Genomic DNA, 26093 nt, shown 5'->3' with positions numbered 1-26093 from the left:
AGCAAAAACGAAAATTATATGCATCATTGACTACTGTTAATGAGACGTTATGTTAACCTCACATGAAGACCCTATTCATCCAAATTTACACAAAGTTGTCCTTGCTGATGGTACAATTAAAATCATGGAGGGATATCATGGGAATTTATTTTGTAATAACACTACTTCTTATAAACGGCACTGCAATATTCTTATTTTTCTTGTCTGTTTCACCAAAAATTAAGGCTAAAAACCTATCTTCAATAATGATCTGTTTAGGGATAAATCTAATCATAAGTCCAGCGGCTTTTCTTATAGGTGGGATAGCTGATTATGCAGGTGTAGCGGCTAATTATGGGGCTTATTTTGCGGGTGAGTCGGCAACAGCCCCTCCTCTAGTTAGTCGTGCACTTTATTTTTTCGGAGGATTTCTCTTTATTCAGGGAATTCCACTGCTCATACTACTTGCAGCTTTTTGGAAGTTTGCAAGGGCAAAGAAAATAAAACAAGTATAGAAGGATGAGTGGATGCCTTTTTAGAGTAGGGATCCGCTTTTTTCTTACTACTAATAATAGGATTTCATGTCATACGATAGAGTTAATACTAGAAAACTGTGAGGATGATTACATTGATAAAATTTGCAATTAGTTATGCTGCAAGTCTGTTTGCTTTTATTTTTGGATGGTTCTTGATTTCATATATTTCTCATCCTAGCTTTATTCACCCAAACATTGTATTAGGATTCATTAAAATGATCGTCACTTATGGTAGTATACCGACTCTTGTAGCTTGTCTAATTGGGGAAGTGTTATACAGGAAAATCAAACGATGTAGAGAATTTCAATTTGGAATTCCTGTATTTATAGGACTAGCAGTTATCTATACACTTATACCATTTCTTTTTCTTTTTCCTTTTAATTTTTCCCATTTCTTTGATTTCGTTGCACCTGTTATTATGGGGGCCTTATCTTTTTATTTAGTACGTAGAAAAATATAATTAACTTCAAGAGTGTGACAGAAAGAAGCCGGAGTGAATAAAACCATACAGTGCTCATAAAACGCATCAATTCCTTGCAAAATCAACAATAAAAAGGATTTGTGGACCCTAAGATTAAACGGAGCGAGAACAATCAAAATGCCGTCATTGCTTTACTTAAAAGAAGAATTGAAAAGTTAGAGAAAAAGAATAAAGGGTTTGAGGAAGAAAATAAGTAATTGCGTGAAAAAGGAAATGTAAAGCTTACTGATTACTTCATGAAGTTATAAAATTAGGACCGTACATATTAGACATATCTAAAATGTACGGTCCTTTTGTTTACTAGTGGTTCACTTACCTAACCTAAAAATAAGTATGTGGTCCTTTTACAATTTGAATTTCTTTTTAAACTTCTTATATTTTCTATACGAATGTCTAACGATGTTTAACATAAAATACGGTATTTTAATAGGAAAAGGAAATTTATAAATGAAAGGCAAATAAAATGTAAAATATGCCTTTTCTAGGTCTCTCCACTTACTATCTTCTTTTGTTTTTAAGAAATCAGATACATCGACTACATATCCTCTTCCGTTTTCCATCATCACATTTTTTCCGTGAACATCACAAGGAGTTAATCCTTGTTCCCTTGCATACTCTAAAGCTGCATTGATATCAAGGATCACCTGCTTAGGAATTTTAATCCCCTTATGAACAGCATCGTATAAGGTAATTTCTTTTAAACGTTTCAATACTATGAAATTTTCTCCTTTATATATAAGCTTCGAATAAGAAGGATGATTTCCGATTCTTCGGTATACTTCTGACTCTTTTTCAATTCCTTCTCCTTCTCGTGCGTAAACTTTCACTACCCAATCTTTATATTCTTTGTGCATAAATACTGCGGCATAATTACCCATCCCTAAACACTTCCAAAGTCTAGGAATATCTTTAACTACTACAGGCTCGAATTCATCCTCACTTCTTATACTTACCTCTTTTAATAATTCGTCCTTTATCAATCCCACAAAACTGTTTATACTCATCATTTCCACTCCGGTTTTGCTAAAAGGGGGCCCACCCACATTTTAACGAAAATATACACTAAGTGAATTTTAGCATAAAACGAGTCATCTTTTTTCTTAAAATAAAAAGATGACTCGTTTTATTTGAACTGTTGAATACTTAATATTTATTCCACTATTCATAGCCAAAAACCGTACAACATAAAAATATCCCCAACTATTTTTACATATTTTCATTTTTTCAGAGGCAACCGTATAAGAGCTTTTATTAGTGCAAGTTCTCTTCGTTCATTGGCCATGCCAAATCCATGTTTGTTCATCGCATAAATATAACTTAACTTTTCATCTGGATCGGCAAGACAGAATGATCCTCCTGCGCCTGGGTAACCAAAAGAGGGATATCTGCTTTCAAATCGGATGCTTAGTACTCTATTTTATAATCTATAAACCTAACAGAAAAAGTTTCCTCAAAACGATAAAAATGAACCTCGGTGCTGTACAAAACACAAAATTATCGTTCTGGGGGTGGTGTGAGCTTTTAACTTGATGGGTATGGGGTACCGCCACATGCCCATCAACTTAAGAAAAGTAAATACCCCCAAAAAGAAAAAATGAGTTGAATTCTCAAAATAACTAATTGTAGAGAAAGAGAATTTTCATTTAGTGTGTACTTCAAAATAATACCATTTAAAATACCGGTTCTTATTAGAACCGGTATTTTAAATGGTATTAAGCTTTAGGATCCATTAATTATAGGATAGCCTATAGATTTAACACATTCCCCTATAGTTAGGTTACTTAGATTTTTTCAATTCTTTGTTTGCTTTATCTATTAACTTAGAAGCAGTCTCTAATCTTTCAAGCCCACCATCAACTTCATATTCTTTACCCTTATCTAAACCTTCTTGTATGATTTCCACCCCATCTTTTACATGAATCATCGCTAAACCTACATTATGTTGTACTGGGTGATCTTTTACTTCATACTCTAACTTACTTATTTTGTCCACTAACTGTAAATAAGGTTTAGATACTTCTTTTAACTCTTCTGACTTTTTCTTCATTGACTTGCTACTTTTTACAATACCGTCTATTTCTTTAGATTGTTCGGAGAAATCTTTCATTAAATATGCTAGGTTCTTACTGAAGTCTTCTTTTTTATTCTGTTTAACAGAAGCTTCCATTGCTTCATCTTTCTTAACCTTAGTCTCACATCCAACCCCAGTTAACATTAACATTGGAACTACTAAAAAAGATAAAATCTTACGTTTCATTGACATATACCCCTTTGTTTTAGAATGCTTTTTCTATCCATTCCACTTTTCCTCAGCTATAGCTAGATCTTCAATAATAGTGTTAAACTCTTTATTTAATTGGAGTAGGTTACCTGCATAAATGTCTTCCTTTTTTGCATCATCTTTCGAAACAATAGCGTGCTCTTCATCTATTGCATTACTTCCACAACCAACTCCTCCTACTAATAGCATGAAGGATAACGCAAGTTTTAGTGCCTTTCGTTTCACATCTCTCCCTGCTTTCTTCAAACTCATTTTCTAGTAGTTCAGAAGATAACAAAATTACCACTGTATTAATTTATCTTTCTATTTGATGTCTTTCATCATCTCGTTTGCTTCGTCTATCTTCTTAGAAGCCTTAACTACTGCATCATTACCTATTTCTATTAATTTTCTATCTTTTAATTCTAGACCGTCTCCAATTGATTTAAGTGACATATCTAGTAAACCCATAGCAGTATCCATTGTAAATTGCACATCTTTATACTTTTCGTCATGCTTTAATTTTTTAACCTTTTCAGATGTTTCAAGTAAGTCTTTAGAAGCTAAATCAAATTCTTTCTTCTTCTCTTCTACTGACTTTTGGCCTGTTAATATGTCACTTACGACCTTGGACTGTTCAGAAACATCTTTCATTAGATAGGCTAAGTTTTCTTCATAGTCTTCTTTCTTATTTTGCTCAATAGAAATTTTACTGTCTACTTGTTTTTCTTTTGTAGTACACCCTGCTGCTCCCCCTGCTACAAACATAAGTGAAAATGCTAATAATATTAGATTCTTTACCTTCAAACCCCTACACCCCCAAAAAAATTGTAAGTAATTAACATATGAAACCATAACATAAATTACGTAAATAGACTATAAAAAAATAGCGATTCTTACGATAAATTTTGAGTATTCTAACAACCTTAAAATATGTATCACAATTATAAAGTATCTGGCTCCATATACTTTTTTAATAATCCTATATTCAACTTCTAAAGTTTAGTATTTTATTGCTTTTTATGCTCCCTAGGATACCGTCAGCATTTTTCAAAATAATCTATGCTATGCCGAAAAATAAAATCAGCTGTCCATGTGGACAGCTGATTTACATAATTATCGATATCGGAAGTTGATTAATATTAGCTTATTTGTCTTATAAGTTAAATCGAGAACAATTAGATTCCAAAATATTTCAGTTCTTTTTGTATGTTATTTAAGGCAAACCTCTTTCGTTTTTTAAAGAAGTTCTTTGGTTCGTTTGAAGATAATCTCCAAAGAAGTCGTATATCCTGCGAGTGTTAGCGTAAGGACTTGAACAAATTCCCAACCATCCTCAGCATGTTCTATAATAATACGCTTATAATCTTCTTTGGGTTGCCCTTTCCATCCATCAATTTCGACTTTCACAAATTTGTAATCATACATATCCTTCCACCTCTTTTTCCCTAATTGTACCATTTAGAAGAAGCGATGTATTGTACTTTTTTGACTGTATACTCTACACATATGGAGTTAACATAACGCATCATTATCAGTAGCAAGGACAAGGAGGAATCTTCCCCTTACAAGGGAACCTCCTTTCTTTGTTCTATCGACCTATGCATTTTTTATACATTCCTATCCTGGCACGGTTTTAGGGTTCTTTTTTGTTGTTGGATCAACAACAAAAATTGTATTAAATTTTGCATACTCCTAGGGGTCACTATATATGAACGCTACGTATTTGACTTTCTCAATGACCAACATTACTTAACGTGGTAAAATATTATTCGGATGGGAATCCAATGTTATTAAAATTAAAGTGGTTATCAAGTCGGAGGAAGGTACCTTAGTGTGTCTTTTCTTTTTAAAATATATAAGCGCACCATCCCTTTCCTAATAGGGGCCTCCCCTCCAGCCTCCTTACAGGGAGAATGATAAGGCTTTTTTATTTACCCAATTACCGAGCTCTCAAATATTTTAAATAGTTACAATACATGTATTGCTTCAATAACTTATGATTATTCTTAAGAATGTCATTGAAATGTACCAATAGATGTTAGTGCAGCAAAATAAATTGTGTTATGATGTGAGCAAATATAAAGCTATCTAACGGAGGGATTCACATGCCGCATGTTGTGTTTCGTGGAATTACTACTGAACAATTAAAACGCATAAGCAAGCCATTAGTAGAAGAGCTCGCAGAGATTTGTGAGTGTGGTACGGATAATTTTACGTTGGAACTACCAAGTTCTACGTTTGTATTCAATGGAGAAGAAATAGAAGCGTTTCCTCTTATTGAAGTGAAATGGTTCGAGCGTGGACAGGAAATTCGTGATCGATTTGCCAAGGCCATTACTACATATGTAATGGATTTTGGACTTCCAGAAGTAGAGGTTGTATTTACGGTTTTCACAGAATCAGCGTATTATATTAATGGGAAGCATTGTGCAAGTTAGAGCTATTTGAAAGATTTTTGTAACATTTATAAGGGGTAGAACCACATTGCCATCATGCTAAGAAAAGCGAATATCCAAACACAAAAAAATGAACTCAATTCTCATAGACAACTAACTGTGAAGAGATAAAATTTTTGTTTTTGGGGACATCAAAATATTAGCTTGATGGTGTTGTAGCGATCCCTCTTTTAAAATAGTAGAGTATAAACATGAAAAAACTCCTAACAAATTTTGTTAGGAGTTTTTTCAAATACGCGATATTTTTTTAATCTTCACTATTGATTTCTATTGTACCTGTTCTAGCACTAACCTTTAAACTATTTAACAGATTATCAGGTGTCTTGATTTCCACTTCATATTCAAATGTAGATTGTGCTAAGTTGTCATCTTCTAATTCGAATTCCTTTTTCACATTCATAATTTCTCCATTTGTATGCGCTAAAGAAATTTCACGAACTTGTTTCTCTGTGTAGTTTTCATTCTTTTTTGCATAATTGTAACCCATACCATAATATCCCCCAACAATAGCAATACCACTTACTAAAATAGCAATTACACTTATCATTATTTTCTTTTTATGTTTTAACATGTTCATCCACTCCTTAATAATTAATCATCTATTCCAAATCTTGCTTCAAGCGCATTTTCTGCTTGCTCTAATTGATCTTCCAGTATATCGCGTTCTCTTTCTTGCGCTTTATATTGTTCAATAGTTATCGTTCCGGCGTGATAATCTGCTTCTAGCTGATTATCCGATAGATCTATTTTGTCATCCAATTGATCAATTTCTTTTTTTGCTGCTAAGTACGTATTTAAGTTTTCTTCTTTAGCTCCAACTGGTTTCGTGTTATTTGCCTTTTCAACGATAGATGTGACTTCGTTTTTAAAATCTTGTATTTGCTTCGTATCATTCGTAGCAGGCCCTGTTTTGTGTGGGTCTTGTTGTAGTTGAGCACTTTCTTTTTGCAATGTATCATTTTCCACTTTCAGCTGTTGTACTTCTGTATTGTTATCAGCTTGAGTAGAACAAGCTGTTAAAATTAAACAAGACATTGCTCCAATCAACATCCACTTTCTCATTCTGTTTTCCTCCCTTTACATGTGCACCTTATCCTTGCCTTTATATTACTGAACAAACATTAAAGGAAGATTAATGTACAAAAAAATAAAATGATATAATTAAATAGTTTCTAATCTTTCTTTAATGTTTTGGAATTATACTGATACATATTAATAAGAAGAAAAGGAGAATGTTAATGCGAGTTCTTATTGTCGAAGATGAACAAGACTTACAAAATATATTGGTAAAACGATTAAATGCTGAACATTATAGTGTCGATGCATGTGGGAATGGAGAAGATGCCTTAGATTATATAAACATGGCTACCTACGATTTGATTGTACTTGACATTATGATTCCCGGAATAGATGGCTTACAAGTATTACAAAGATTACGCGCGGACAATCATACAACTCCTGTCTTGCTTCTTACAGCTAAAGATACAATTGATGATCGTGTAACAGGACTCGACTTAGGTGCAGACGATTATTTAGTAAAGCCGTTTGCTTTTGACGAACTGCTAGCAAGAATTCGAGTGTTAATGCGAAGAAATACAGGAAACACATCTAATGTGTTTGAAATCGCTGACCTAGTGGTAGATTGTAATACGCATAAAGTAACAAGAGGAGACCAGGTTATCACTCTTTCCAGTAAAGAATTTGCTATTTTAGAATATATGATTCGTAATAAGGAAGTTGTGTTGACACGAGATAAAATTGAGCAACATGTGTGGAATTACGACTATGAAGGTGGCTCGAATATTATTGATGTTTACGTCCGCTATCTTCGTAAAAAAATTGATAGCCAGTTTGAAACGAAGTTAATTCATACAGTACGAGGAACTGGTTACGTATTGCGAGTAGAATCATGAAAAGACTATCAATCAAAATGAGAGTGACCCTGTGGTATACGGGGCTAATTGTAATTATTATGGCACTCGTGTTAGCTTTTATTTTAACTTCTTCAGATAAAGTTTTGCTTTTTAATATGAAAGATCAATTGAAGAGCACAGTAAAAGAAAGTATTGAAGATATCGAGTATAAGCATGGTCAATTAAAGATGGACGATGATTTTGAAACCTTTGAAGATGGAGTAAATATCATCATTTATAGTAAACAAGGTGAGCCGCTGGCAGGAAATAGTCCAACAAGCTTTAATAAAAAGATATCGCTTAAATCCGATGAAATACAAACTATTAAAGACGGTAATAAAGAATGGATTGTATATGATTTTCTCCATAATGCAGGCGGCGATGAGCAAGTCTGGATTCGTGGAATAATGACTATGAGCCAATTATCATCAACGATGAATACGCTTATCGTGATAACACTCATCTCATTCCCATTACTTATTCTCATTGCCGCAGTGGGAGGATATTTTATTACACAAAGAGCGTTTCGACCTGTGCAACAAATGAGTGATTCAGCTAGTAAAATTGGTGATGGTAAAGACCTTTCGAAGAGAATTCATTTACAAGGTTCACCGAAAGACGAAATGTATCATTTAGCACAAACCTTTGACAAAATGTTTGAGCGATTGGAAACATCGTTCGAAAGTGAAAAACAATTTACATCTGACGCATCTCATGAATTAAGAACACCAACATCTGTTATTATTTCACAATGCGAATACGCTTTATCACTGAGGAATAATCCGAAAGAAATGGAAGAATCGTTAGAAGTAATTTTAAAGCAATCACGTAAAATGTCCGCGCTAATCTCACAACTCTTATTATTAGCAAGAGCTGACCAAGGAAAGCATAATAATTTCCAATTTGAATGTATCAATATGAGTGAATTAACGGAAATCGTTGTAGAAGAGCTTTCATTAATGGTTCAAGAAGCTTCGATTGATATAACAACTCATATAGAGGAAGACCTGTTTATGAAAGCAGATCAAACATTGATGATGCGTTTATTAATGAATTTACTAACGAATGCGATTGCTTATAGCAAAGCGAACGGCACTGTGCATATGCAACTGTTCCGTGATGAAACCAACATAATAGGTAAAGTCTCCGATAATGGCATAGGCATCAGCGAGCAACATATTACGAAAATATGGGACCGCTTCTATCGAGTTGACGCAGCACGAACATCTTCAAGCACCGGAAACACAGGTTTAGGATTGTCGATGGTAAAATGGATTGTCGAACTACACGGAGGAGAAATTACAGTTGAAAGTAAATTAGGAGAAGGCAGTACTTTTACATTTAAACTACCAATTGAAAAACAAGCATAATTTATGAATGTGTGTAGCTCCAGAATAAAGATTCTTCAATCCTTATATAAAAGTAACCGACGCATTTTAATCAGCATCGACTTTATCATTTTGGACAACCTTTTCTGTTAAGTTGATATACATGTAGAAAAAACTATCGAAATAAAACCCCAGAAATCCAAAGGTCTCTGGGGCTTCATTATATATTTAGCTCTTTTTGCTTTTTGTTTTGTTTATGTTTATACAGCAATTTTCGGCTTATGAGAGAAATCAGTAATAAGACCAGTATTAGTACGAAAAGTTGCATAAATGATAAATCAAAATATTTAGCACCTGTAACGATTAACAGTGTAGAAATCGTACCTTTTACAATGAAAAAAATAATAATCCATAATCCGCCTTTTTTCCAGTTCATTTTTATATTACCCTTTCCTACGTTTAAATTCTTTAATGGGACACCTTATTAAAAATCTATTATATTAATAAAAAAGTCATGTCTAATTAAATGCGACGATTCTATATTAAGTGAAAATGATATTCAATGTCAATTTTATTGACTATTTGAATACTTGTTTCTTCATCTCAATCACTTTCTACTTTGTTTCTTAGAAGCAATGAACTCTTGTTTTCAAACAAAAACACCTCCATTGAATTTACATACTTCGTATGCGAATTCAAGAGGTGTTTTTTCATATACCATCAGGTAAGATTTCCTGCTTTATTTATTTCTTGATACGTACCTATTTTCTAGTACACAATAACTGGATCATTCGTGTTCAAACTATCATATACAGTTTTTGCAACATTAGGTAGAAGGTTCACACACCCGCCTGATCCTCCTGTTAAATAAGCATTATTTGCCCAGTCTTTTCGCCAGCCTGCATCATGGAATCCTTGACCGCTATTTGTGAATGGAACCCAGTAATCTACTTTAACTGCATAATCAGCTTTACCTACTGCGCTTCCTTTAAGCGTGTATGGTGTTCGTTTATATAGAACGTACCACACACCTGGTGATGTATCTTCACTCGTGCTATGTTTACCCGTTACTACATTTGTTGTGACGACTAATTTCCCATCTTTATAAATCCAAATTTGTTGATCTGCAATTGAAACTTCTGCATATGTGTCTCCGATGCCATTGTTTGCTGTTGTTTCATAGCCGATCCCTTCCTTCTTCCAACCATTCCCGTGAATATTAGAAGCAGAAAGCGATTTTTCGCCTTTCTCAAAGGCTTCTTGAACTTGTTTTGTTTCTTTTTCCACATCTAGTGCCCAGCCGTATCCTTGTCCTTTTACTGAAATAACCGAGCCAGAATGTGTTTTAAAAGCGAAGTCTTTATGTAATGTAGATTTAGCCTTATTAATTTCAGCAACCTTATTCTTAATTTCGCTCGCATCGATTGTTACTTTCATATCCTTTGACATAGTAGCATTTTGAATTAAATCTTTCGCTTTTAATGAATACACTTCATCCTGCACTTTATAATCAACAGACTGCGTAAGAAGATTCTGTAATGCTTTCTCTTCTTTTTTGATGATTCGATCGTCTTCTTTAATAGGCTGTATGTATGCAGACTTTAGATGAATTTCGCTTTTATGCTTCTGCTTGTCGTAATCTTTTAGTAGATTCGTAACGTCATACTGTTTTCCATCAACGCTCTTCGCAATAACAACTTTTCCTTGTTCGAGCTTAGCCATAGCATCTTGAGGCGCTTTTAATTTTTCATTCATAGAAACAAGCTTTTCTTCTACAAGTTTTTTCATCGTTTCACTACGATACTGATCCGCTTCTTTCGGTAGCAATGAATAATCTTTTTCCTTTGTGGAAGGGAAAAATGTCCACTGACTTTTTAATAGTTTCTTAACTTGTGGCAAGTCTTTTTCCGTCAGTTCCGTTTTTGTATCTTGTTCATCTAAAATTTGTTGTTGATCAATATAGACTTTGTTTGCTAGTCCAGATGTTTTTAATTTCTGTATTGCCTGATCAGCGCTCAAACCACCGACTTTTGTATCGTTAATCGTAACATTCGAATTGAAGTGAGTTGCTTGATAATAGCTCATTCCTCCAATAAGAAGTGCAATTACACCGCCACCCGCTGCGATTAGCTTCCAATTTGTAAAACGTTTTTTTGATCTTACCCGTTTTTTCTCAACTTCTTCAACAGATTCATTTACTATATTGTTGTTCATCAATCTTTCCCCCGTATACATAAACGTCAATTGATTTAAACCAAAACCATTGATTAGTGTACCTTATTTTTCCTGAAATTTCATTATTTTTAACCAAGTTTTATTCCATTTAATCGATTAAAGTTAGATTTTTTAATAGAAAGATATATAAAGATGGTAGATAAAGTGAAAAAGGACCACACCAATCGAGTTATTATGAGCCCCTCACATTCACTGAATTTTGAAGGGCGATACTCTCTATAAACATTTTAACCTAGTAAAATAATTTTTAGAAGGTTAAAGTTAGAGGCAGGCACCATAGAATGTATATTATTTATGAAAAATATCCACAAAAAAAGGACTACATGTAGACTCTTTTTTGTGAATATTTTAATGTCGCATTTTTTATAAATCCAAATGCAAACTATTCTTCCCGCTTTTCACCAGGTTTCACAACCTCTACTATCAGCCTAACGAATTTCACCTTATGACCTTTATCATCAACAATTTCAAGTTTCTTAAAACTATTAAATATGTTTGTACCACGCTTTGTTGATACGTTTAATCTTTACAGATGTTGAAGTTTTAGACTCATTCTTTGGTGTAATCCTATTATTAGAACATCCTGCAATGGTGAGACAGCATGTAGCCAATAAAACTAATAATATTAACTTCTTCAAATAGCCACTCCTATATAAGGAAAATATTATATTGAGAAAATTAAACATAACATCGAATCTTTGTAAAAACAATATATTTCCTAGTATTATTATTCAATGGCGGATTAATGGAAACCTTAAGGTTCATTAATCTGCTTATAAGCGGAGAACCTCATGCTCATCAAGTCAATGTCCAATTTCCATTTTATCCGATTCTCAATATTTATTCCAATATAAAAAGATAGCTATTTTTGCTGAATACTAATTATCTCCAAAATGAAAAATACGAGCTGAGTTCCTATAACCCTATATACTTTTATTCAACTAGGTTCTCCCCTGTAACAATCTGAAACAAAGTGGCCGCATGTTTCTCTTCTAATTGAGCGTACCGATTATCCCCCGTCTTGATTTCTATTTTATCCTTATTAGGGCTTACCCAAATTTGATACAACACAACTTTCGCCTCTATGTTCGGATTTTTAAATTGAAAAATAAAGTGATAATCAGCTGGACGAGACATTTCCACTTTTTTATTTTCAAAATTAGCATCATTTAATATTTTCTTTACTTGCAACACTTCGTTATTATCTGCCACTGCCTTAAAATCTTCATATTCATTATCACCAATATGTTTTTTAACTTGAATTCTTTGATCTTCATTTTCTGATATATTTGAGCAGCCGGTTATTATGAGTATACAGATCGCAATAAAGACTTGAGACCAATTTCTAATTTTCATATTAATACCCTCTTTTCAATACAAAATATTTCGATTTGTAAAATAAAGGTAATTAATTTAAACTTAAAAATATAAATAATAAAGAGAAAGGAGTGTCGTTCTATGCAGTTAAAAACATACACTTGGAAAAGTTATATGTTTCTCATTGTAAGTATATTCGTTACTATTAATCTCTTTCTCTTCGCACCTATTTTAGACAGAGTTGGAGTAGAATATGTCGTGCCTTTCGCCTACTTCATATTAGCTTCCGCTGTTATAGCGATCCTATTAGCGGTCATCTCTTTTTGTAGCCAATCTGAGAAAAAAATTTTAGCCATTATCGGTTTATGTTTTACTCTATTTAACACAGCAATTATTTTATTTTTCCTTTGGTTTGGTTACCATTTCACTTAATTGAAATATAAATAAACTCCATAAGCCACAAATAAAATTAGTAACATAGAAATGCTAAGTACCGTATATATGGTCCATTTTACATTTGAACTCATATACTCCCTCCTCTCACCTCCTAATAATTCCAGTATATAACAAAAAAGCATTGGATACCCAATGCTTTTTTACACTTACGCAAATAAAGATGTATTCGCATATAACGCTGGTGAACCACCTGAATGTACGAATAAAATGTTGTCTTCTTTATTAAATGTACCTTTTTTAATTAAGTCGATTAATCCCGCTACCGCTTTACCTGTATACACTGGATCGAGTAAAATACCTTCTGTTTTCGCAAGTAATTGAACTGCTTCCACCATTTCTGGCGTTGGTAACGCGTAACCTGGTCCTACATATTCATCAAAGCATGTAACAGCTTCGCGCGGGATAAAGTTCGGAATACCAACGTGAGCTGCCGTTTCCTCTACAAGTTTTGCTACTTTCTCTTCTTGTTCTGCTTTTCCTCTACTTACGTTGATTCCGATTACAGGAATGTGACTTTGTGTTCCAGCAAAACCAGTAATTAAACCAGCGTGCATACCAGCACTACCACTTACACAAACAACTGTACTGAAATCAATTCCTTGGTCAAATGATTGTGCCATAATTTCTTGCGCACAAGCAACGTATCCCATTGCACCAGTAGGATTTGATCCACCAACTGGTATTACATATGGTGTATTACCTTTTTCACTTACTTCTTTCGCTACTTTATGCATCTCTTCCATAAGATCTGCTCCGTTTGGTACAACAATTACATTTTCAGCACCTAGTAAATGATATAAGAAATAGTTTCCGTTAAAGTCTGGCTTCTCTTCTGGCTCAAGCCCTTCTTCTAATACAAGAATACATTTCATTTTTTCTTTTACCGCAGCTGCAAGTGTTAGACGGCAATGATTTGACTGAATACCACCAGCTGTAATTAACGTATCTGCACCTTTTGCCTGTGCATCCGCAACTAGAAACTCTAACTTTCTCGTCTTATTACCACCAGCTGTTAAACCAAGTAAATCATCTCGTTTAAAATAAATAGTCGGCCCACCAAGTGCTTCAGAAAAATTGTTTAATTTTTCAATTGGTGTATATGACTCTGTATATTTTTTTCTCGGGAATTTAGCTAAATTCATTAATAACGCTCCTTTTGTACTTCTTTCACAATGTATGTAACGATACTATTATTACATGTAAAAATGATGAAGTCATCTTTCTGGGTGAAAAATGTGTTGGAATTTGGTTTTTGTGAATGAAATTGTATTAAGGATTTTAACTTTATTACGGTACATGAAATTACATTAATGATTTTAACCTAATTACGGTACATGAAATTTATATCGACGATTTTTCAAATATATCGTTCATAACTTGAAATATATCAACGATTTTTTCAATATATCGACGATTCGACATGAGATATCGACTTGCCGACAAAAAGTGACAAAACAAAAAGAGCCCACTCATTCAAAAGTAGGCCCTTACTAATCACTTATTTGCCGAAAATCGAAGAAGCTGCGTTAATCCTGGTTCTAAGTTCATTTCGCCTTTATGACGTACGTATACAGTCTTGGTCCCATCAAATTTTTGAGGGTTCGCTGGATTATACGTCAACCACTCGTTCGTTCCTTCTACAGAGTACTCCATATATTCCGTTGCACCGACAATTACATTTTTACTATCATCAGCTGTTACATTTGGTGCCATTTGTGCGACTTTCGCATCACTAATTAATAGCTTCTTTATATCCTTATCACGTTTATAATCGTAAGCTGTTACCATTACATCGTTACCATATGCTTTCACTTGTAATCCTTGTTTAAATGAATATCCATCTGGAGCAGTCTTCTCTCCGCCATTTGGTCCAGCTGACATCCAGCCTGTTTCAATCCCACCCGTATTTACAACTGTAAATCCTTTTTCATCTCCGCCTGCAATTTTCTTTTTACCAGCCCAGTCTGGTAAGTTTAAATCCCAATGCGTATGACTCGTGAAGAAAACAACTTGCGGATAGTCTTTTAATATATCGTACAACTTATCGACGTTTAAATAATCTTGTAAGTACGGTGATTGTCTTGATCCAGATACTGTATCAGGTAAAACGTGATGAGAGAAAATGAAGATTGGCTTATTTTTATCTTTTTGACTGTACTCTTCTAAATTTTGTTTTAACCATCCTAATTGCTCATCACTCATAAATACTTCATCCCACATTTTTGAATCGTGGTATTTCATATATTTTTCAGTTCCTAAAAATAAAAGCGGATAACCGCCTAATTCTTTTTTATGATATACCTTTTCTTGCCCGCTAAATTGTAAGTAGCGGTTGAATAGCGTTTCTTCCGTTACACCATTTGGCCATGTACTTTGAGAGAGTTTCCCATCAGCTGTCCATTTACCAGCATAAAACTCATGATTCCCAACAGTTGACCATACATTCTCTGGATGCTTATTTTTGTTTAACACACGCTTCACATCATCATATTGCGACTGCTGTCCAGTTGGCGTTATATCTCCATTCATAATAAGCGCTCTAGAAAGTGGCGTCACTTTGTTCATATCTTTTAATACGTGATCAAAATCCCCTAAGTCCCCTTGAATATCACTAATAACGTTAAAAGTTGTAGCTGATTTTCGGATTTGCTCTTTCCCTTCCGCATGTGCTGAAAATGTCGGTAATAACGCCGCCATAACAGCTAATGAAGCAACTGCCTTTTTCATACAAATTCTCCCCCTAATAATAAAATGTACAAACTGACATGTTCTGCTTTCTCTTAGGTGCTTGTCCAATTCACATTATAGGGAGAGATTGTAAAGGTTGATTGGGTAAAAAATTAAGAGTTTTTTAAGGGGTTTTGTCTTTTTTACACGTCTTATATAACAATTCGTACTAATTTTTCTATTAACCTATTAATGTTAACTAAATGTAAAATTATGCGAAAAATCACTTAATTCAATGCGTTGTATTTTAATTTGCGTTACATCATTGTAACAAGAAGAATAAGATGGCCTAAACGGTCACTTATAGGTAAAGTGACAATCGTTTCAATAACGCACTTTACCCCTTCAAATTTTCTTCATTTAATCCGAACAACTCTTGTAAAATAAACCGTCCATCTTTTCTTATCAGTACATCATCAAACCAAATTTCACCGCCGCCATACTCTGGCCTTTGAATGTTTACTAAATCCCAATGTATCGCTGATTTATTCCCGTTGTCTGCACCTTGTAGCGAATCTCCAATTGCTATATGATAACTACCGTTTATTTTTTCATCAAATAACGTATTATTCATCGGGTGTAATATATAGGGATTAAACGCCAGTGCAAATTCTCCAATATATCTTGCTCCCTCATCCGTATCAAGAATTCGATTTATTCGTTCTGTATCATTTGCATATGCCTCTATTATTTTCCCATGCTTCATATGTAACTTTATATTTCGAAATGCATAACCTTGTTGAACAGATACTGTGTTACATGTTATTACTCCATTTACAGAATCTTTGACAGGTGCTGTATATATTTCGCCATCCGGAATATTATCCGTGCCATCCCCCTTTAAAACGCCTATTCCTTCAATGGAAAACTCCAAATCCGTTCCTTCTCCAATAATCCTCACTCGTTTTGTCTTTTCCATTAATTCTTTTAATGGCTCCATTGCTTTGGACATTTTATTATAATCTAGCGTACATACATCAAAATAAAATTTTTCATAAGCCTCAGTACTCATATTCGCTTCTTGTGCAGATGCTGCATTCGGAATTCGCGTTGTCACCCATCTCGTTTTATACACTGCTTCACTATGCGCTTTTCCAAATACCTTTTGATATAATTTCATTTTTTCTGCTGGTACATCTGCTAATTCATATGCATTTCTAGGGCTTCGGAGATTAATATACACTTGCATCTTACTTAATCGGTAACACTCCCAATCTGCTAACAACTAAAATTGTTCTTCAGATCCTGACAAAATTAATTGCCTCGTTACAGACACATCGCGCATTGATACATGCGCATATCCACCTGCTTTTTCCACTGACTTAATAATTTCACGAACGACTGCAGGATCTATTTCTGTAACACTTTGGATCAACACTTGATCACCAGGCTGTACTTTCGTAGAATGATTGACTAGTATATCTGCTAATTTCGATAATCTCTGCTTCACTACACCTCTCACCCTTTCATTTCCGTTTCAAAAACTGAAAAAAGAGAACTACTCTTCAAGTACTTCTCTCTTTCATCCAAACGATACATATAAAATAAATTATTAAAAATATACTATATAAACTCCATAACGTAGGTAGTGGAGCTACACTTAAATAAAGAGTTCCAGGTAACAAGCAATCATAAAAGTTTTTTTGTTTAAAAGCGATGTTTTTTTGCCATCGGTTCTATATATGTATTTAATATCCACATTAATACTTTCCATACCTTTTGTTGGCTAGGTGGTAGATGATCGTTATATACATAACTGTATTCGATCTGCTGTGTTGCACCACGATTTCGTTTGAACTCTCCAGCCCCAGCACTACAATGGCAAATTAAATTCTTTTCGATAGAATCCATTGTAATAAGGAAGGAAAGTATACGGTATAAACCTTGTTGCTGGTCAGAGTTTGTATTATAGCCAAGGATCGGCGTTGTCATAACTCCATCCCTAATGAAATAAGCAATGACACCATCAATTGTATCCCCTTTTTTTATGGCCTTTATCTCAAATAAACGATGCTGAAGAGCATTCCATAAATAAGCGGGTGTAAACATTGGGTTATGGGCAGAATATTTTTCGATATATAGTTGGTTGTATAAATGGGAAATTTGTAAAATATCCTCCTTTGTTAATTCTTCATTCGTAATGATTTCATAATTGCTTTTCTCTAATAAGCTTTTATCGTTTAATAAGTCTTTTCGTTTTTTTCGATTCATTTTTTTATAGTGTTTCGGATCAAATAAGTATATAGAACGAGACATAATTTTCTTGTAACCTACTGTAGATAGTGCTTCTGTCGTTACAGGATATAATGCGTTATTTAAAGAGCGAAATAAAATTGTATGCTCCGGAAATTTCTCAACAAATAGATTCGTAATTTGTTCGATTTGTTGTTCGTTGATAGAGTGATAAAGGTTTGTTGAAAGCATCCAATTATTTACGACAATTACTTTATTAATATTCGTTCGTCGTAGCCAACTTCCCATAAGATGAATCGGATAGGTTAATAGCTTCTCTAGCCATGGTTTTTTCAACTCCCATAGCTCTTCTAACGCATAAGATACGTAATGTGTATAAGGAGAACATACATATGAATTTTCGAACTCTGCGTTATTAAGAGTAACTGGCAAGATGAGATCATCGATTTCTAATAGAAAGAGCTCCGTGTTAACATTTTCAATACATGCTGTAACGCCCTTTTGAAAAAGAGGCAGGAAACTATCTCGCACATATGCCCCATCTTTTTTGGATTCCCAATCAATACTATGCAAAGAATGAACATCATGTAACTGAATCATTTATGCTCACCACGCCTTACAAGACTCTCTATTCTTTTTAATTTTTTATCATATACTTGAATATCGTAATGTGAAAAGAAGAACTGTGGTATCGCACACTTTTTAGTAGACCATAGTGTATGTAACTCTTTCATTACATTTGATTGACATAATTCCAGATTTTCAGGTAGTGCTTTAAGTTTAATTTCGATTTTGTCTACGCTATGCTGTATTACTTTAAATTCTTGAATGTCACTAGATGCAAACAAAATTGCTCTTCTAATGAAATCTGGAAAAATAGATATTTCTTTATTATCCAATTCACTTATTCCAATAAATATATCGTCACATCGACCATCAATTCGTTCTAACGCTAAGAATGGTGAGCCACAGCTGCACGGCGTTTTTTTCTCAATTAATATGTCATTGAGACGATAGCGTATAATCGGCTGTGTTTTCCTCATGAAATCAGTAATAATGGGAACGAATATCCCTTTCTCTTGATCTAAGTATTCTTTTTCAATATGAACGAGATCTTCATTAATGTGTAACGTCCCCTGCTTGCAGGTGGTAGCAAGAAAACCTTCTGTACATTGGTAAACTTGGTGTACTGTTTGCTTAAAAGTTGCACAAATAAAGTCTCTATCAATATCTTCAAGCACTTCTGCTACAGAGATAATTTTCTTAGGACAAATCGTAATCAGTCCTTCTTGCTGCCAATAAGCGATTTTCCGTAACATAGACGGCGGTGCAATTAAAATAGATGGCTGTATTTCATTTAATCGCGTGATATGCTGCTGAAACGAATCTAGTAAATCCAAAAAATGAAATGAGATTCGCTTATTTTTTGTCGCTTCGTATAAATTGCTATTTGCACGTAAGAAAAAAGCAATCGTGTGTTTATGTAGAATGCTAGAAGGAAGCACCTTTCCTATAATCGAGCCAGCCCACAACGTTTGTTCTTCCTCGGAAACGAGAAAAACCCCACGATTTCCACTAGTGCCTGATGATAAACCGACAGTTATATTACGAATGGTTGGTGAGAAATTCCGGGTCTTTTCTGCTTCAAATGCTACGTGAAACGCTTCTTCCTTTGAAATATGGACTGTATTTAATGTATCAAAATGTTCCATCATTACTTCTTTATCAATAATAGGGAGTGCAGCCAAATTCCCCTTTTGAATTTCATTTAAAAACGGTGTATATAACTGGCGATAAAAAGGAGACGCCTCTATCGTGAACAAAAGTTGTTTTTCTATTTGTTGTTTATGAAACTGTTCCAATTGTTTGCGATTTGAAAAACGCAAGCCATATTTAGTTTTCAAATATTGCTTGAGAATTCGTAGTTTATTCATAGTACACCCCTGCTTTAATTTTATCCCATGTATGTTCACAATGCGTTGGTACAATTTCAATCTCAGGTAATGTTTGTGATAAATGGTGTAACTTTTCAATATTCTTTCGGTAAGATTTTGGATCGCTAGTTAAAAGGTTGGCAATCTTACTAGGAAATACAAGATTTTGATACGTTTTACTTAGCCACACTGCGTCTGCACAAAGAAAGACAATTTTTTCACTCTGTAAATGGACGAATATACCGAATTGTCCTGTTGCATGTCCTGTTAAGTCAACAGCAAATAATGAGCCATCATCAAATACATCATACCCCTCTTCAAACTTTCCATATGTAGAAGGTAAGTTAAAGGATGGCTTTTGATCAATGAATGACATCCTTTTCTCTAAATCTATCGGCAGTGTATCTTTTAGACACCCTTTTAATAGAGCACCAAATTTACTTCTCTTTTTAATATCCTCATAAGCTTTTGCGAAGGTTACTATTTTCGCTTTTGGAAAGTCAGGTAAACCAGCTGTATGATCGCCATGAAAATGAGAAAGAATAATATATTTAATTTCTTCTGGCTGAATACCATCAAGAAGAAGTTGCTGTTTAATAGATTGCTCTTCCGTAAAATGAACAGGCGTAAGTTTTGCATATACAGAGTAAGGAAATTTTTTTGTCGCCTCTTTAAAATGCCCCGCGTATCCAGTATCAAATAAAATATAACCTAATACTGGATGCTCGAGTAACCCTACTGTAGCAGGAAAGCATATTTGTTTCCAACTGCCCTTGGAATATGCAATTTTTTCTGGATGTGTGCAATATCCTGTATCATATAGCTTTAAAGATTTGATTTTCATTGTATTTTCCACCAGTCTACAAATTTTGTAATTCCTTCTTCTATAGTGATCTTTGGAGTATATCCTAGTTCTTCTTTAGCTTTATCAATATTTAATGTCTGGCTTTTTGACAGGACACTAACAGTATATTTTGTGAGAATAGGTTCTTTTCCAAATAAAATAGTTTTTGAGATTCCTTCTAGTATAGCCGCTAGTGAAAAAGCAGTTTTGTAGGAAATTTTTTTATATCTTACTTCCTTATCCAGACGCTTCATTACATTTTCTATGACCTCATATAAATTTACACGTTCGTCATTTGTTATATTGTACTTTTGTCCTAATGTATGTTTTGGGGAATGCATACAAAGAAGTAAAGCATCTACAACATTCTCAACATACGTAATATCAACAAGAACATTTTCTGTACCAATTCTCGGTAAGGCACCCTTTTCACATACTTTAATAAGACGCGGAAGAATCGCGTTATCTCCTGGTCCGAATAAAGCGCGCGGGCGTATTGTGATAACTGGTAAGCCATGTGTGAAAGCTTGATCAATAGCTTGTTCAGCCATGTGCTTCGTTGTTGCATAATGATTTACAAATGTATCAGGGAGTTTCGCGTTTTCTACTACATTTTGTCGCTCATCATAATAGAAATAAATACTTGGTGTTGATACGTGGATCAGGCGTTTTACACCGTACTTTTGACTTCCCTCGATAATATGTTTCGTTCCTAACACATTCGCATTATAAAAATCTTCATATTTGCCCCAAGGAGAAGAAAGTGCGCCGCTATGAAAGATATAATCTTTATCTTTACAAACTTGTAGCACACGATCCCTGTCTTCAAGAGGACAATGAACAAACTCGATTCCATTTTGTTCTAATACCTTACCGATTGTTTTATTTCTCCCCGTTGCCGTTACTTCATAGCCCATATTCTTCAGTCGAAAGGCGAGTTTTTGTCCTAGAAATCCCGTTCCTCCAGTTACTAGCATTTTCATACATCTTCACCATCCCACGATATGTCATATGTTGTTTGTTCTAAAATAGTCCGTTCCTGTTTATAACTTTCACGCCACAATTTATACATGCTAAAGAACTGATAAAAAAATGGTTTCCAATCATTGTGACGATAAACGATATCTGGATAAGAGCATAGAACTCTTAACCATCGCTTACGTTTTTGTTTACTTTTTAAATAAGGAAATCCATATAAAAGCATCGCTAACCGAATTGCACACTCGGAGTTTGGTCTTGGAATGAGGGTATTGTTTACCTTTTCATGAAAGAAGGCCGGCAATATTTCCTCATCGAATAAATGTAATCCACTTGTAGTACGTGGATTACATTCAATTGGAATTGCATCTCCATCCTCTGTAACGATAAAATCAAAAGCAATTTGTCCTGAGAAATTTAGCTCTTTTACAATATGTGTAACAAACTGATCAATTTTAGGATGATTCATATGCTGAAACGCAATGGTAGCGCCTAAGCCTGCCGTAAATTCCGTTTTATACGTAGAGTGCGCTAACACTTCCCCAGATTGTGCGATGCTGTAGGAACAATGCTGCGTCCCTTGTATAAACTCTTGCATAATATAATTCGACTTATCTATCATGCTTTCTTTTAGAGCATCCTCTTTTGTAATAAATTCCACTTTATCAGAAAAACGGGAGAAAATTGGCTTTCGTACAAAAGGAGTATGAGCTGGTGTTTTGTGCATCATTGAACGTATCGCTTCTTCATCATCTATTCTATATGTTGCAGGTACTTGCCACCCTAAATTCGCTACGAACTGAATAAATTCCCACTTATTATGCAGTAATGAAAGTTTTTGAAAATCATCTACTAATATATGACAAAACGCGCTTAACTCTTCTCTATATTTAGATATATAAAATATTTCTTCACAAGTAGGAATAAGCAAATCCACATTATGACGTTGAATAATGGATAGTAGCGCACGGATACTTTCATTTGTTTTCCACTTTGGAGAAGGAATTTCATAAAAGTAATCCGTACTGGATGAGACTTTACTTAATGGATAAGGAATACTATCTGCAATAATAACGGTATGTCCGGCGCTATGAAACAGTCTGCATACATGCAGAGTTGCTGGTGCACGTGCCCCTGTAATTAATACTGTTTTCTTAGTATTCAAGAAGGATGCCTCCGATAGAAAGTCCCGCAGAAGTACCTAGTAATAATATTTTATTTCCGCGTTGCACTTTCTTTTGCTTAATCGCTTCGAAAAGAGCGACTGGAATAGATGCGGAAATCATATTACCGTAGTCTTCAAAAATAGTCATAAAGCGCTCTTCATCAACCCCTAATTTTTTACGAATGAGTCTCATAGCTGGTCCACTTGCTTGGTGAGGAACAATTAAATCAATATCAGCCAGGGAATAACCAGTATCCATAAGTAGCTTGTCGATAAACTTCAACAAATACTTAGAAGATAGTTTAAAAATAGCTCTTCCATTCATATCGAACAAGAAGTCTTCTTTTCGTTCCTCACTATACTCCCGAGGATGAATCATCGTTCCACCGCCACGAATTTCTGATAAATGCGCACCAGAGCTATATGTTTCCATATGGGAAGCAATAATAGAAGATGTATGATCGCTTTTTGTTATGACTACAGCTGCCGCACCGTCACCGAATAAAATGCTGCTTTCATTTTGTCCCCAATTCAATCCAACGGAAGAAATTTCAGAAGAAATGATAACAACATTTTTATATCTTCCGCATTCCATTGCGTAAGAAATCGTATCAAGTGCTGTTATGAAACTTAGACATGTTGAATTGATATCAAAACATGGAATACCAGAATGCTGTAGCCCGAGCTGTTCTTGAATAAGTGATGCTGTAGAAGGAATTGCCTGTTGAATCGTTCCGCTTCCGCAAATAATACAATCAATATCCTCCCAAGTTAACTTAGCATCTTCTACAGCTTTTTTTGCAGCTTCAGCCCCCATATAAGAAGACGTTTCCCCATCAACAAAATATCTTGTTTTTACCCCAGCTTTTTTTAATGTCCAGCCTTCTGGCACATGTAGCATACGATCTATTTCAAAAGAATCTACCTTTCTTTTTGGAAGATATGTACCGATTCCTTTTATACTAATATATCTTTTCATTTTCTATCGCCTCTTAATCTTTTTATAAATTTAAAAATCCTTTACATCTAAACATCGTTGTGGATACATACAGAAAGTCCTTTTATAAAATTCTGCTATCCCCTTATGTACTTCTAATCCTATTTCTCTTCAAAAAAGAGCAAATTCTCTACTTGAGAACTTGCTCTTTTTGCATGAGAATTCTTCAAATACATACTCTAGAAAAAAATTTTATAGCAATTTAATTATATTATAACAATTATCCGAAAATATTTAATAGTATTTTTTGTAAATAAAAGTGAAAATGTGGTATGAATTTACGTGAGATGGTAGTTTATTGGGCAGCGAATATACACATATGGAACGTATATACATCTCATTTCAACATTTTCTATCTCTTCTTTTGTTTCCACAAAAAAATGATTTCTATAATTAAATTGGCGGAGCTTTAAGGGATACTGCAAAAGACAAATATATTTACCATCACTAAACTTGATTTCCTTTTCTTTCATAAATACATCACTATGCCCTATAATACTTTCCATTCCTGCGATTTATATCTTCCGCTCCATACAGAGCCCTCTTTGGATTTATAATAATCAGAAAAACTGCAACTACTAAATAAAAAATCGCGTTATACATAATTAAATCGATTAAGTTTCCTTTTATAATACCAATAAAGAAATTAAAAAATTGATGAATGATGATTGGGATAATTAAATTCTGATTTAAATTATAAAATGCAGTCATGACGATTTTTATAGATATGATAGAGATCATAAAAAATAGAATATATTTAATTAGGTCCATGCCTACAAATCCTGTAGTAAACCAAATAGGTAGATGCCACATCCCCCACCAAAACCCTATAATTAGCGAAGCTTTTAGTGGTGAATGCCTCTTTTGAAGCTCAATTTGTGCAAAGCCTCTCCATCCTAGTTCTTCTCCTAATGGCCCCGCAAGAAAGTTTTTAGCAAAGAAATAGATTAGCATTCCCCATGAAGTGACAGTGAAAATAGAATCTACTTCACTATTTTTAGACACGACAAACAAAATCATTAAAAATATGAAAGTTTGAATCATACTCACAATAAGAATTATAGAAACTTTAAGTTTATTCTTGAACTTGTCTTTTACAAACTGTATAAAGCTCTGCCCTGGATAGATTTTTTTAAATAACACGGCAAAAGCAAAAGTTGAGGACCAAGACGATATACAAAACATTACATCAAAAACCCATGCTGGGAATCCTAGCATACTTATAGCTCCTACAAGCAAAAAAAGTGGCAGAAAAATGATATTGGTTAGTACAATAAAACTCGCTACTGGTTTTTTTAGTTTCTTTTCCCTATTCATGCGCAATCCCCATTTCAAACTAAGTATTTCGTAAACATAATAGTATTTATATTTACAGATACTCTCAGCTTAAACCTGGGGGTTACTCACAGGTCAATACATGTCAGCATTATTTTACAGGCGCATAAATTTCTAAAAATATACGCTCAAGTCCCTCTTCATATGTGGTAAGTAATATATTTATATACACTAGCCCCAAAAGTTCATGTCCTTGTTCTATTGCTGCTTTTCTTAAACTGGATTCCACATTATGATCAATACTTTTCCCACCAGTTGCCCATCTTCCATCTTCAATAACTGTATAAATACATTTTGGATGCGATAGAATTTCCCCTTCTAATTCTTTATCAAAGTCCTCTATCTTTCTTACAATTATAAATTTATCTTCTATAATACCTTCTTCGTTGAAATTTATAACTCTTCGTAAAGATGTTAAAGTAACTGCTTTTTTTAAACTATCCGTATTCTTTTTCAAAGATTCATATTCATCATACGCAGTAAAATGCTCTATTTCTCCGTTTACTTCTAACGGCTTCATTTCTTTTACTACGTATTTCCCTAAGAATTGCGTTGTTTTTTCGCAATCTTCTTTTACAATCTGAAGCTTTTTTAAAAGAAGTTTTTTATATTCTATCTCCTCTAAAACTTCTTGTTCTTTCTCTTCTAACAATGATTTTATTCCCTCTATACTTTTACTTTTCCTTAATTCCTGAATTTTTTTTATTTCGATATCCATTTCCCTATAGAAATTGACCGTTGTTATATCATATATATCAAAATGATTATATTTTCTATACCCATTCTCAATATTTTGCTTCGGCTTGACCAAACCTTTTTCCTCATAAAACTTCAAAGTATCTCTAGATACATCTAAAAATTTTGCAACCTGTCCAATTGTGTACATTACGTTCTCCTTTAACATCGCTACTTAAACTTTTACATTCATATTGCATATTCTGTAAATTATCGAATT

General features: G+C 34.0%; 26 protein-coding genes and 1 pseudogene. 6 read left to right on the top strand and 21 right to left on the bottom strand.

The features are described from left to right. The first annotated feature begins 137 nt into the window (after positions 1-137). Positions 138-494, top strand: a complete 357-nt coding sequence (locus QEP67_RS11825) for a hypothetical protein (RefSeq protein ID WP_000513488.1) — start codon at positions 138-140, stop codon at positions 492-494. Between the two features lie 104 nt (positions 495-598). Next, positions 599-976 carry a hypothetical protein gene (locus QEP67_RS11820; RefSeq protein ID WP_033658739.1) on the top strand — a complete coding sequence of 126 codons (378 nt, stop codon included), beginning with the start codon at positions 599-601 and terminating at the stop codon, positions 974-976. A 365-nt stretch (positions 977-1341) separates the two neighbouring features. Here QEP67_RS11820 and QEP67_RS11815 read toward each other — a convergent pair whose 3' ends face one another. From QEP67_RS11815 to QEP67_RS11795, 5 genes are all read right to left on the bottom strand, one after another. Beyond that, entirely contained in the window at positions 1342-2001 is a 660-nt protein-coding gene (locus QEP67_RS11815) for a serine/threonine protein kinase (protein WP_000026520.1), read from the bottom strand. A 773-nt stretch (positions 2002-2774) separates the two neighbouring features. Then, positions 2775-3260, bottom strand: a complete 486-nt coding sequence (locus tag QEP67_RS11810) for a hypothetical protein (RefSeq protein ID WP_048566087.1) — start codon at positions 3258-3260, stop codon at positions 2775-2777. 27 nt (positions 3261-3287) lie between these two features. Continuing rightward, positions 3288-3503 (bottom strand): hypothetical protein, encoded by a 216-nt coding sequence (locus QEP67_RS11805; protein ID WP_000822989.1) that lies wholly within the window; start codon positions 3501-3503, stop codon positions 3288-3290. Between the two features lie 78 nt (positions 3504-3581). Then, positions 3582-4064 carry a hypothetical protein gene (locus QEP67_RS11800; protein WP_000865351.1) on the bottom strand — a complete coding sequence of 161 codons (483 nt, stop codon included), beginning with the start codon at positions 4062-4064 and terminating at the stop codon, positions 3582-3584. Between the two features lie 432 nt (positions 4065-4496). Next, positions 4497-4685, bottom strand: coding sequence for a DUF4177 domain-containing protein (locus QEP67_RS11795; RefSeq protein WP_000272493.1), 189 nt, complete (start codon positions 4683-4685; stop codon positions 4497-4499). Positions 4686-5365: 680 nt separating this feature from the next. On the opposite strand from QEP67_RS11795, the gene QEP67_RS11790 reads away from it, so the two are divergent. Next, positions 5366-5698, top strand: coding sequence for a DUF1904 family protein (locus QEP67_RS11790; RefSeq protein WP_001120967.1), 333 nt, complete (start codon positions 5366-5368; stop codon positions 5696-5698). A gap of 265 nt (positions 5699-5963) precedes the next feature. Here the strand turns inward: QEP67_RS11790 and QEP67_RS11785 are convergent, their stop codons facing one another. Next, on the bottom strand, positions 5964-6287 hold the full coding sequence (locus QEP67_RS11785) for a hypothetical protein (RefSeq protein WP_000912144.1): 324 nt from the start codon (positions 6285-6287) through the stop codon (positions 5964-5966). Between the two features lie 20 nt (positions 6288-6307). Further along, entirely contained in the window at positions 6308-6778 is a 471-nt protein-coding gene (locus QEP67_RS11780; RefSeq protein WP_048566086.1) for a hypothetical protein, read from the bottom strand. A gap of 176 nt (positions 6779-6954) precedes the next feature. On the opposite strand from QEP67_RS11780, the gene QEP67_RS11775 reads away from it, so the two are divergent. Together QEP67_RS11775 and QEP67_RS11770 are read left to right on the top strand one after the other, a co-directional pair. Continuing rightward, entirely contained in the window at positions 6955-7629 is a 675-nt protein-coding gene (locus QEP67_RS11775) for a response regulator transcription factor (RefSeq protein ID WP_001264520.1), read from the top strand. Next, the gene (locus QEP67_RS11770; protein WP_002108096.1) at positions 7626-8999 is read left to right on the top strand and encodes a HAMP domain-containing sensor histidine kinase; all 1374 of its coding nucleotides are present in this window, start codon (positions 7626-7628) and stop codon (positions 8997-8999) included. Before QEP67_RS11775 ends, QEP67_RS11770 begins: the two co-directional genes overlap by 4 nt. A 178-nt stretch (positions 9000-9177) precedes the next feature. Here QEP67_RS11770 and QEP67_RS11765 read toward each other — a convergent pair whose 3' ends face one another. The 3 genes from QEP67_RS11765 to QEP67_RS11755 form a co-directional block, all read right to left on the bottom strand. Further along, positions 9178-9393, bottom strand: coding sequence for a hypothetical protein (locus QEP67_RS11765; protein WP_001104092.1), 216 nt, complete (start codon positions 9391-9393; stop codon positions 9178-9180). A gap of 332 nt (positions 9394-9725) precedes the next feature. After that, positions 9726-11171, bottom strand: coding sequence for a L,D-transpeptidase family protein (locus QEP67_RS11760; RefSeq protein WP_151035473.1), 1446 nt, complete (start codon positions 11169-11171; stop codon positions 9726-9728). A gap of 954 nt (positions 11172-12125) precedes the next feature. Next, positions 12126-12548, bottom strand: coding sequence for a hypothetical protein (locus tag QEP67_RS11755; protein ID WP_048566084.1), 423 nt, complete (start codon positions 12546-12548; stop codon positions 12126-12128). Between the two features lie 102 nt (positions 12549-12650). Between QEP67_RS11755 and QEP67_RS11750 the strand changes: the two genes are divergently transcribed. Next, the gene (locus QEP67_RS11750; protein ID WP_048566083.1) at positions 12651-12941 is read left to right on the top strand and encodes a hypothetical protein; all 291 of its coding nucleotides are present in this window, start codon (positions 12651-12653) and stop codon (positions 12939-12941) included. A gap of 170 nt (positions 12942-13111) precedes the next feature. Here the strand turns inward: QEP67_RS11750 and QEP67_RS11745 are convergent, their stop codons facing one another. From QEP67_RS11745 to QEP67_RS11695, 11 genes and pseudogenes are all read right to left on the bottom strand, one after another. Beyond that, positions 13112-14107, bottom strand: coding sequence for a D-cysteine desulfhydrase (locus QEP67_RS11745; protein ID WP_001046584.1), 996 nt, complete (start codon positions 14105-14107; stop codon positions 13112-13114). Between the two features lie 352 nt (positions 14108-14459). Beyond that, entirely contained in the window at positions 14460-15692 is a 1233-nt protein-coding gene (locus QEP67_RS11740; protein ID WP_000710416.1) for a DUF4073 domain-containing protein, read from the bottom strand. Between the two features lie 337 nt (positions 15693-16029). Continuing rightward, positions 16030-17142 (bottom strand): annotated as a pseudogene (locus tag QEP67_RS11735) (aminopeptidase). A 197-nt stretch (positions 17143-17339) separates the two neighbouring features. Further along, positions 17340-18485, bottom strand: coding sequence for a hypothetical protein (locus QEP67_RS11730; RefSeq protein WP_000615352.1), 1146 nt, complete (start codon positions 18483-18485; stop codon positions 17340-17342). Then, the gene (locus QEP67_RS11725; RefSeq protein WP_001038115.1) at positions 18482-19819 is read right to left on the bottom strand and encodes a F390 synthetase-related protein; all 1338 of its coding nucleotides are present in this window, start codon (positions 19817-19819) and stop codon (positions 18482-18484) included. Before QEP67_RS11725 ends, QEP67_RS11730 begins: the two co-directional genes overlap by 4 nt. Beyond that, positions 19812-20663 (bottom strand): MBL fold metallo-hydrolase, encoded by an 852-nt coding sequence (locus tag QEP67_RS11720; RefSeq protein ID WP_000695238.1) that lies wholly within the window; start codon positions 20661-20663, stop codon positions 19812-19814. Before QEP67_RS11720 ends, QEP67_RS11725 begins: the two co-directional genes overlap by 8 nt. Then, positions 20660-21646: an NAD(P)-dependent oxidoreductase gene (locus QEP67_RS11715; protein ID WP_000783218.1), complete on the bottom strand. Its 987-nt coding sequence runs from the start codon at positions 21644-21646 to the stop codon at positions 20660-20662. Before QEP67_RS11715 ends, QEP67_RS11720 begins: the two co-directional genes overlap by 4 nt. Continuing rightward, entirely contained in the window at positions 21643-22806 is a 1164-nt protein-coding gene (locus QEP67_RS11710) for an ATP-grasp domain-containing protein (protein ID WP_001093165.1), read from the bottom strand. Before QEP67_RS11710 ends, QEP67_RS11715 begins: the two co-directional genes overlap by 4 nt. After that, positions 22796-23785, bottom strand: coding sequence for a beta-ketoacyl-ACP synthase III (locus QEP67_RS11705; RefSeq protein ID WP_000833197.1), 990 nt, complete (start codon positions 23783-23785; stop codon positions 22796-22798). Before QEP67_RS11705 ends, QEP67_RS11710 begins: the two co-directional genes overlap by 11 nt. Before the next feature lie 501 nt (positions 23786-24286). Beyond that, the gene (locus tag QEP67_RS11700) at positions 24287-25120 is read right to left on the bottom strand and encodes a type II CAAX endopeptidase family protein (RefSeq protein WP_001078405.1); all 834 of its coding nucleotides are present in this window, start codon (positions 25118-25120) and stop codon (positions 24287-24289) included. 109 nt (positions 25121-25229) lie between these two features. Continuing rightward, positions 25230-26024, bottom strand: a complete 795-nt coding sequence (locus tag QEP67_RS11695; RefSeq protein WP_000288011.1) for a MerR family transcriptional regulator — start codon at positions 26022-26024, stop codon at positions 25230-25232. Between the last annotated feature and the right edge of the window lie 69 nt (positions 26025-26093).

Source organism: Bacillus cereus group sp. MS39, from assembly GCF_040448665.1.
GTDB lineage: Bacteria > Bacillota > Bacilli > Bacillales > Bacillaceae_G > Bacillus_A > Bacillus_A wiedmannii.
This window is presented reverse-complemented; position numbering and strand designations above follow the sequence as displayed.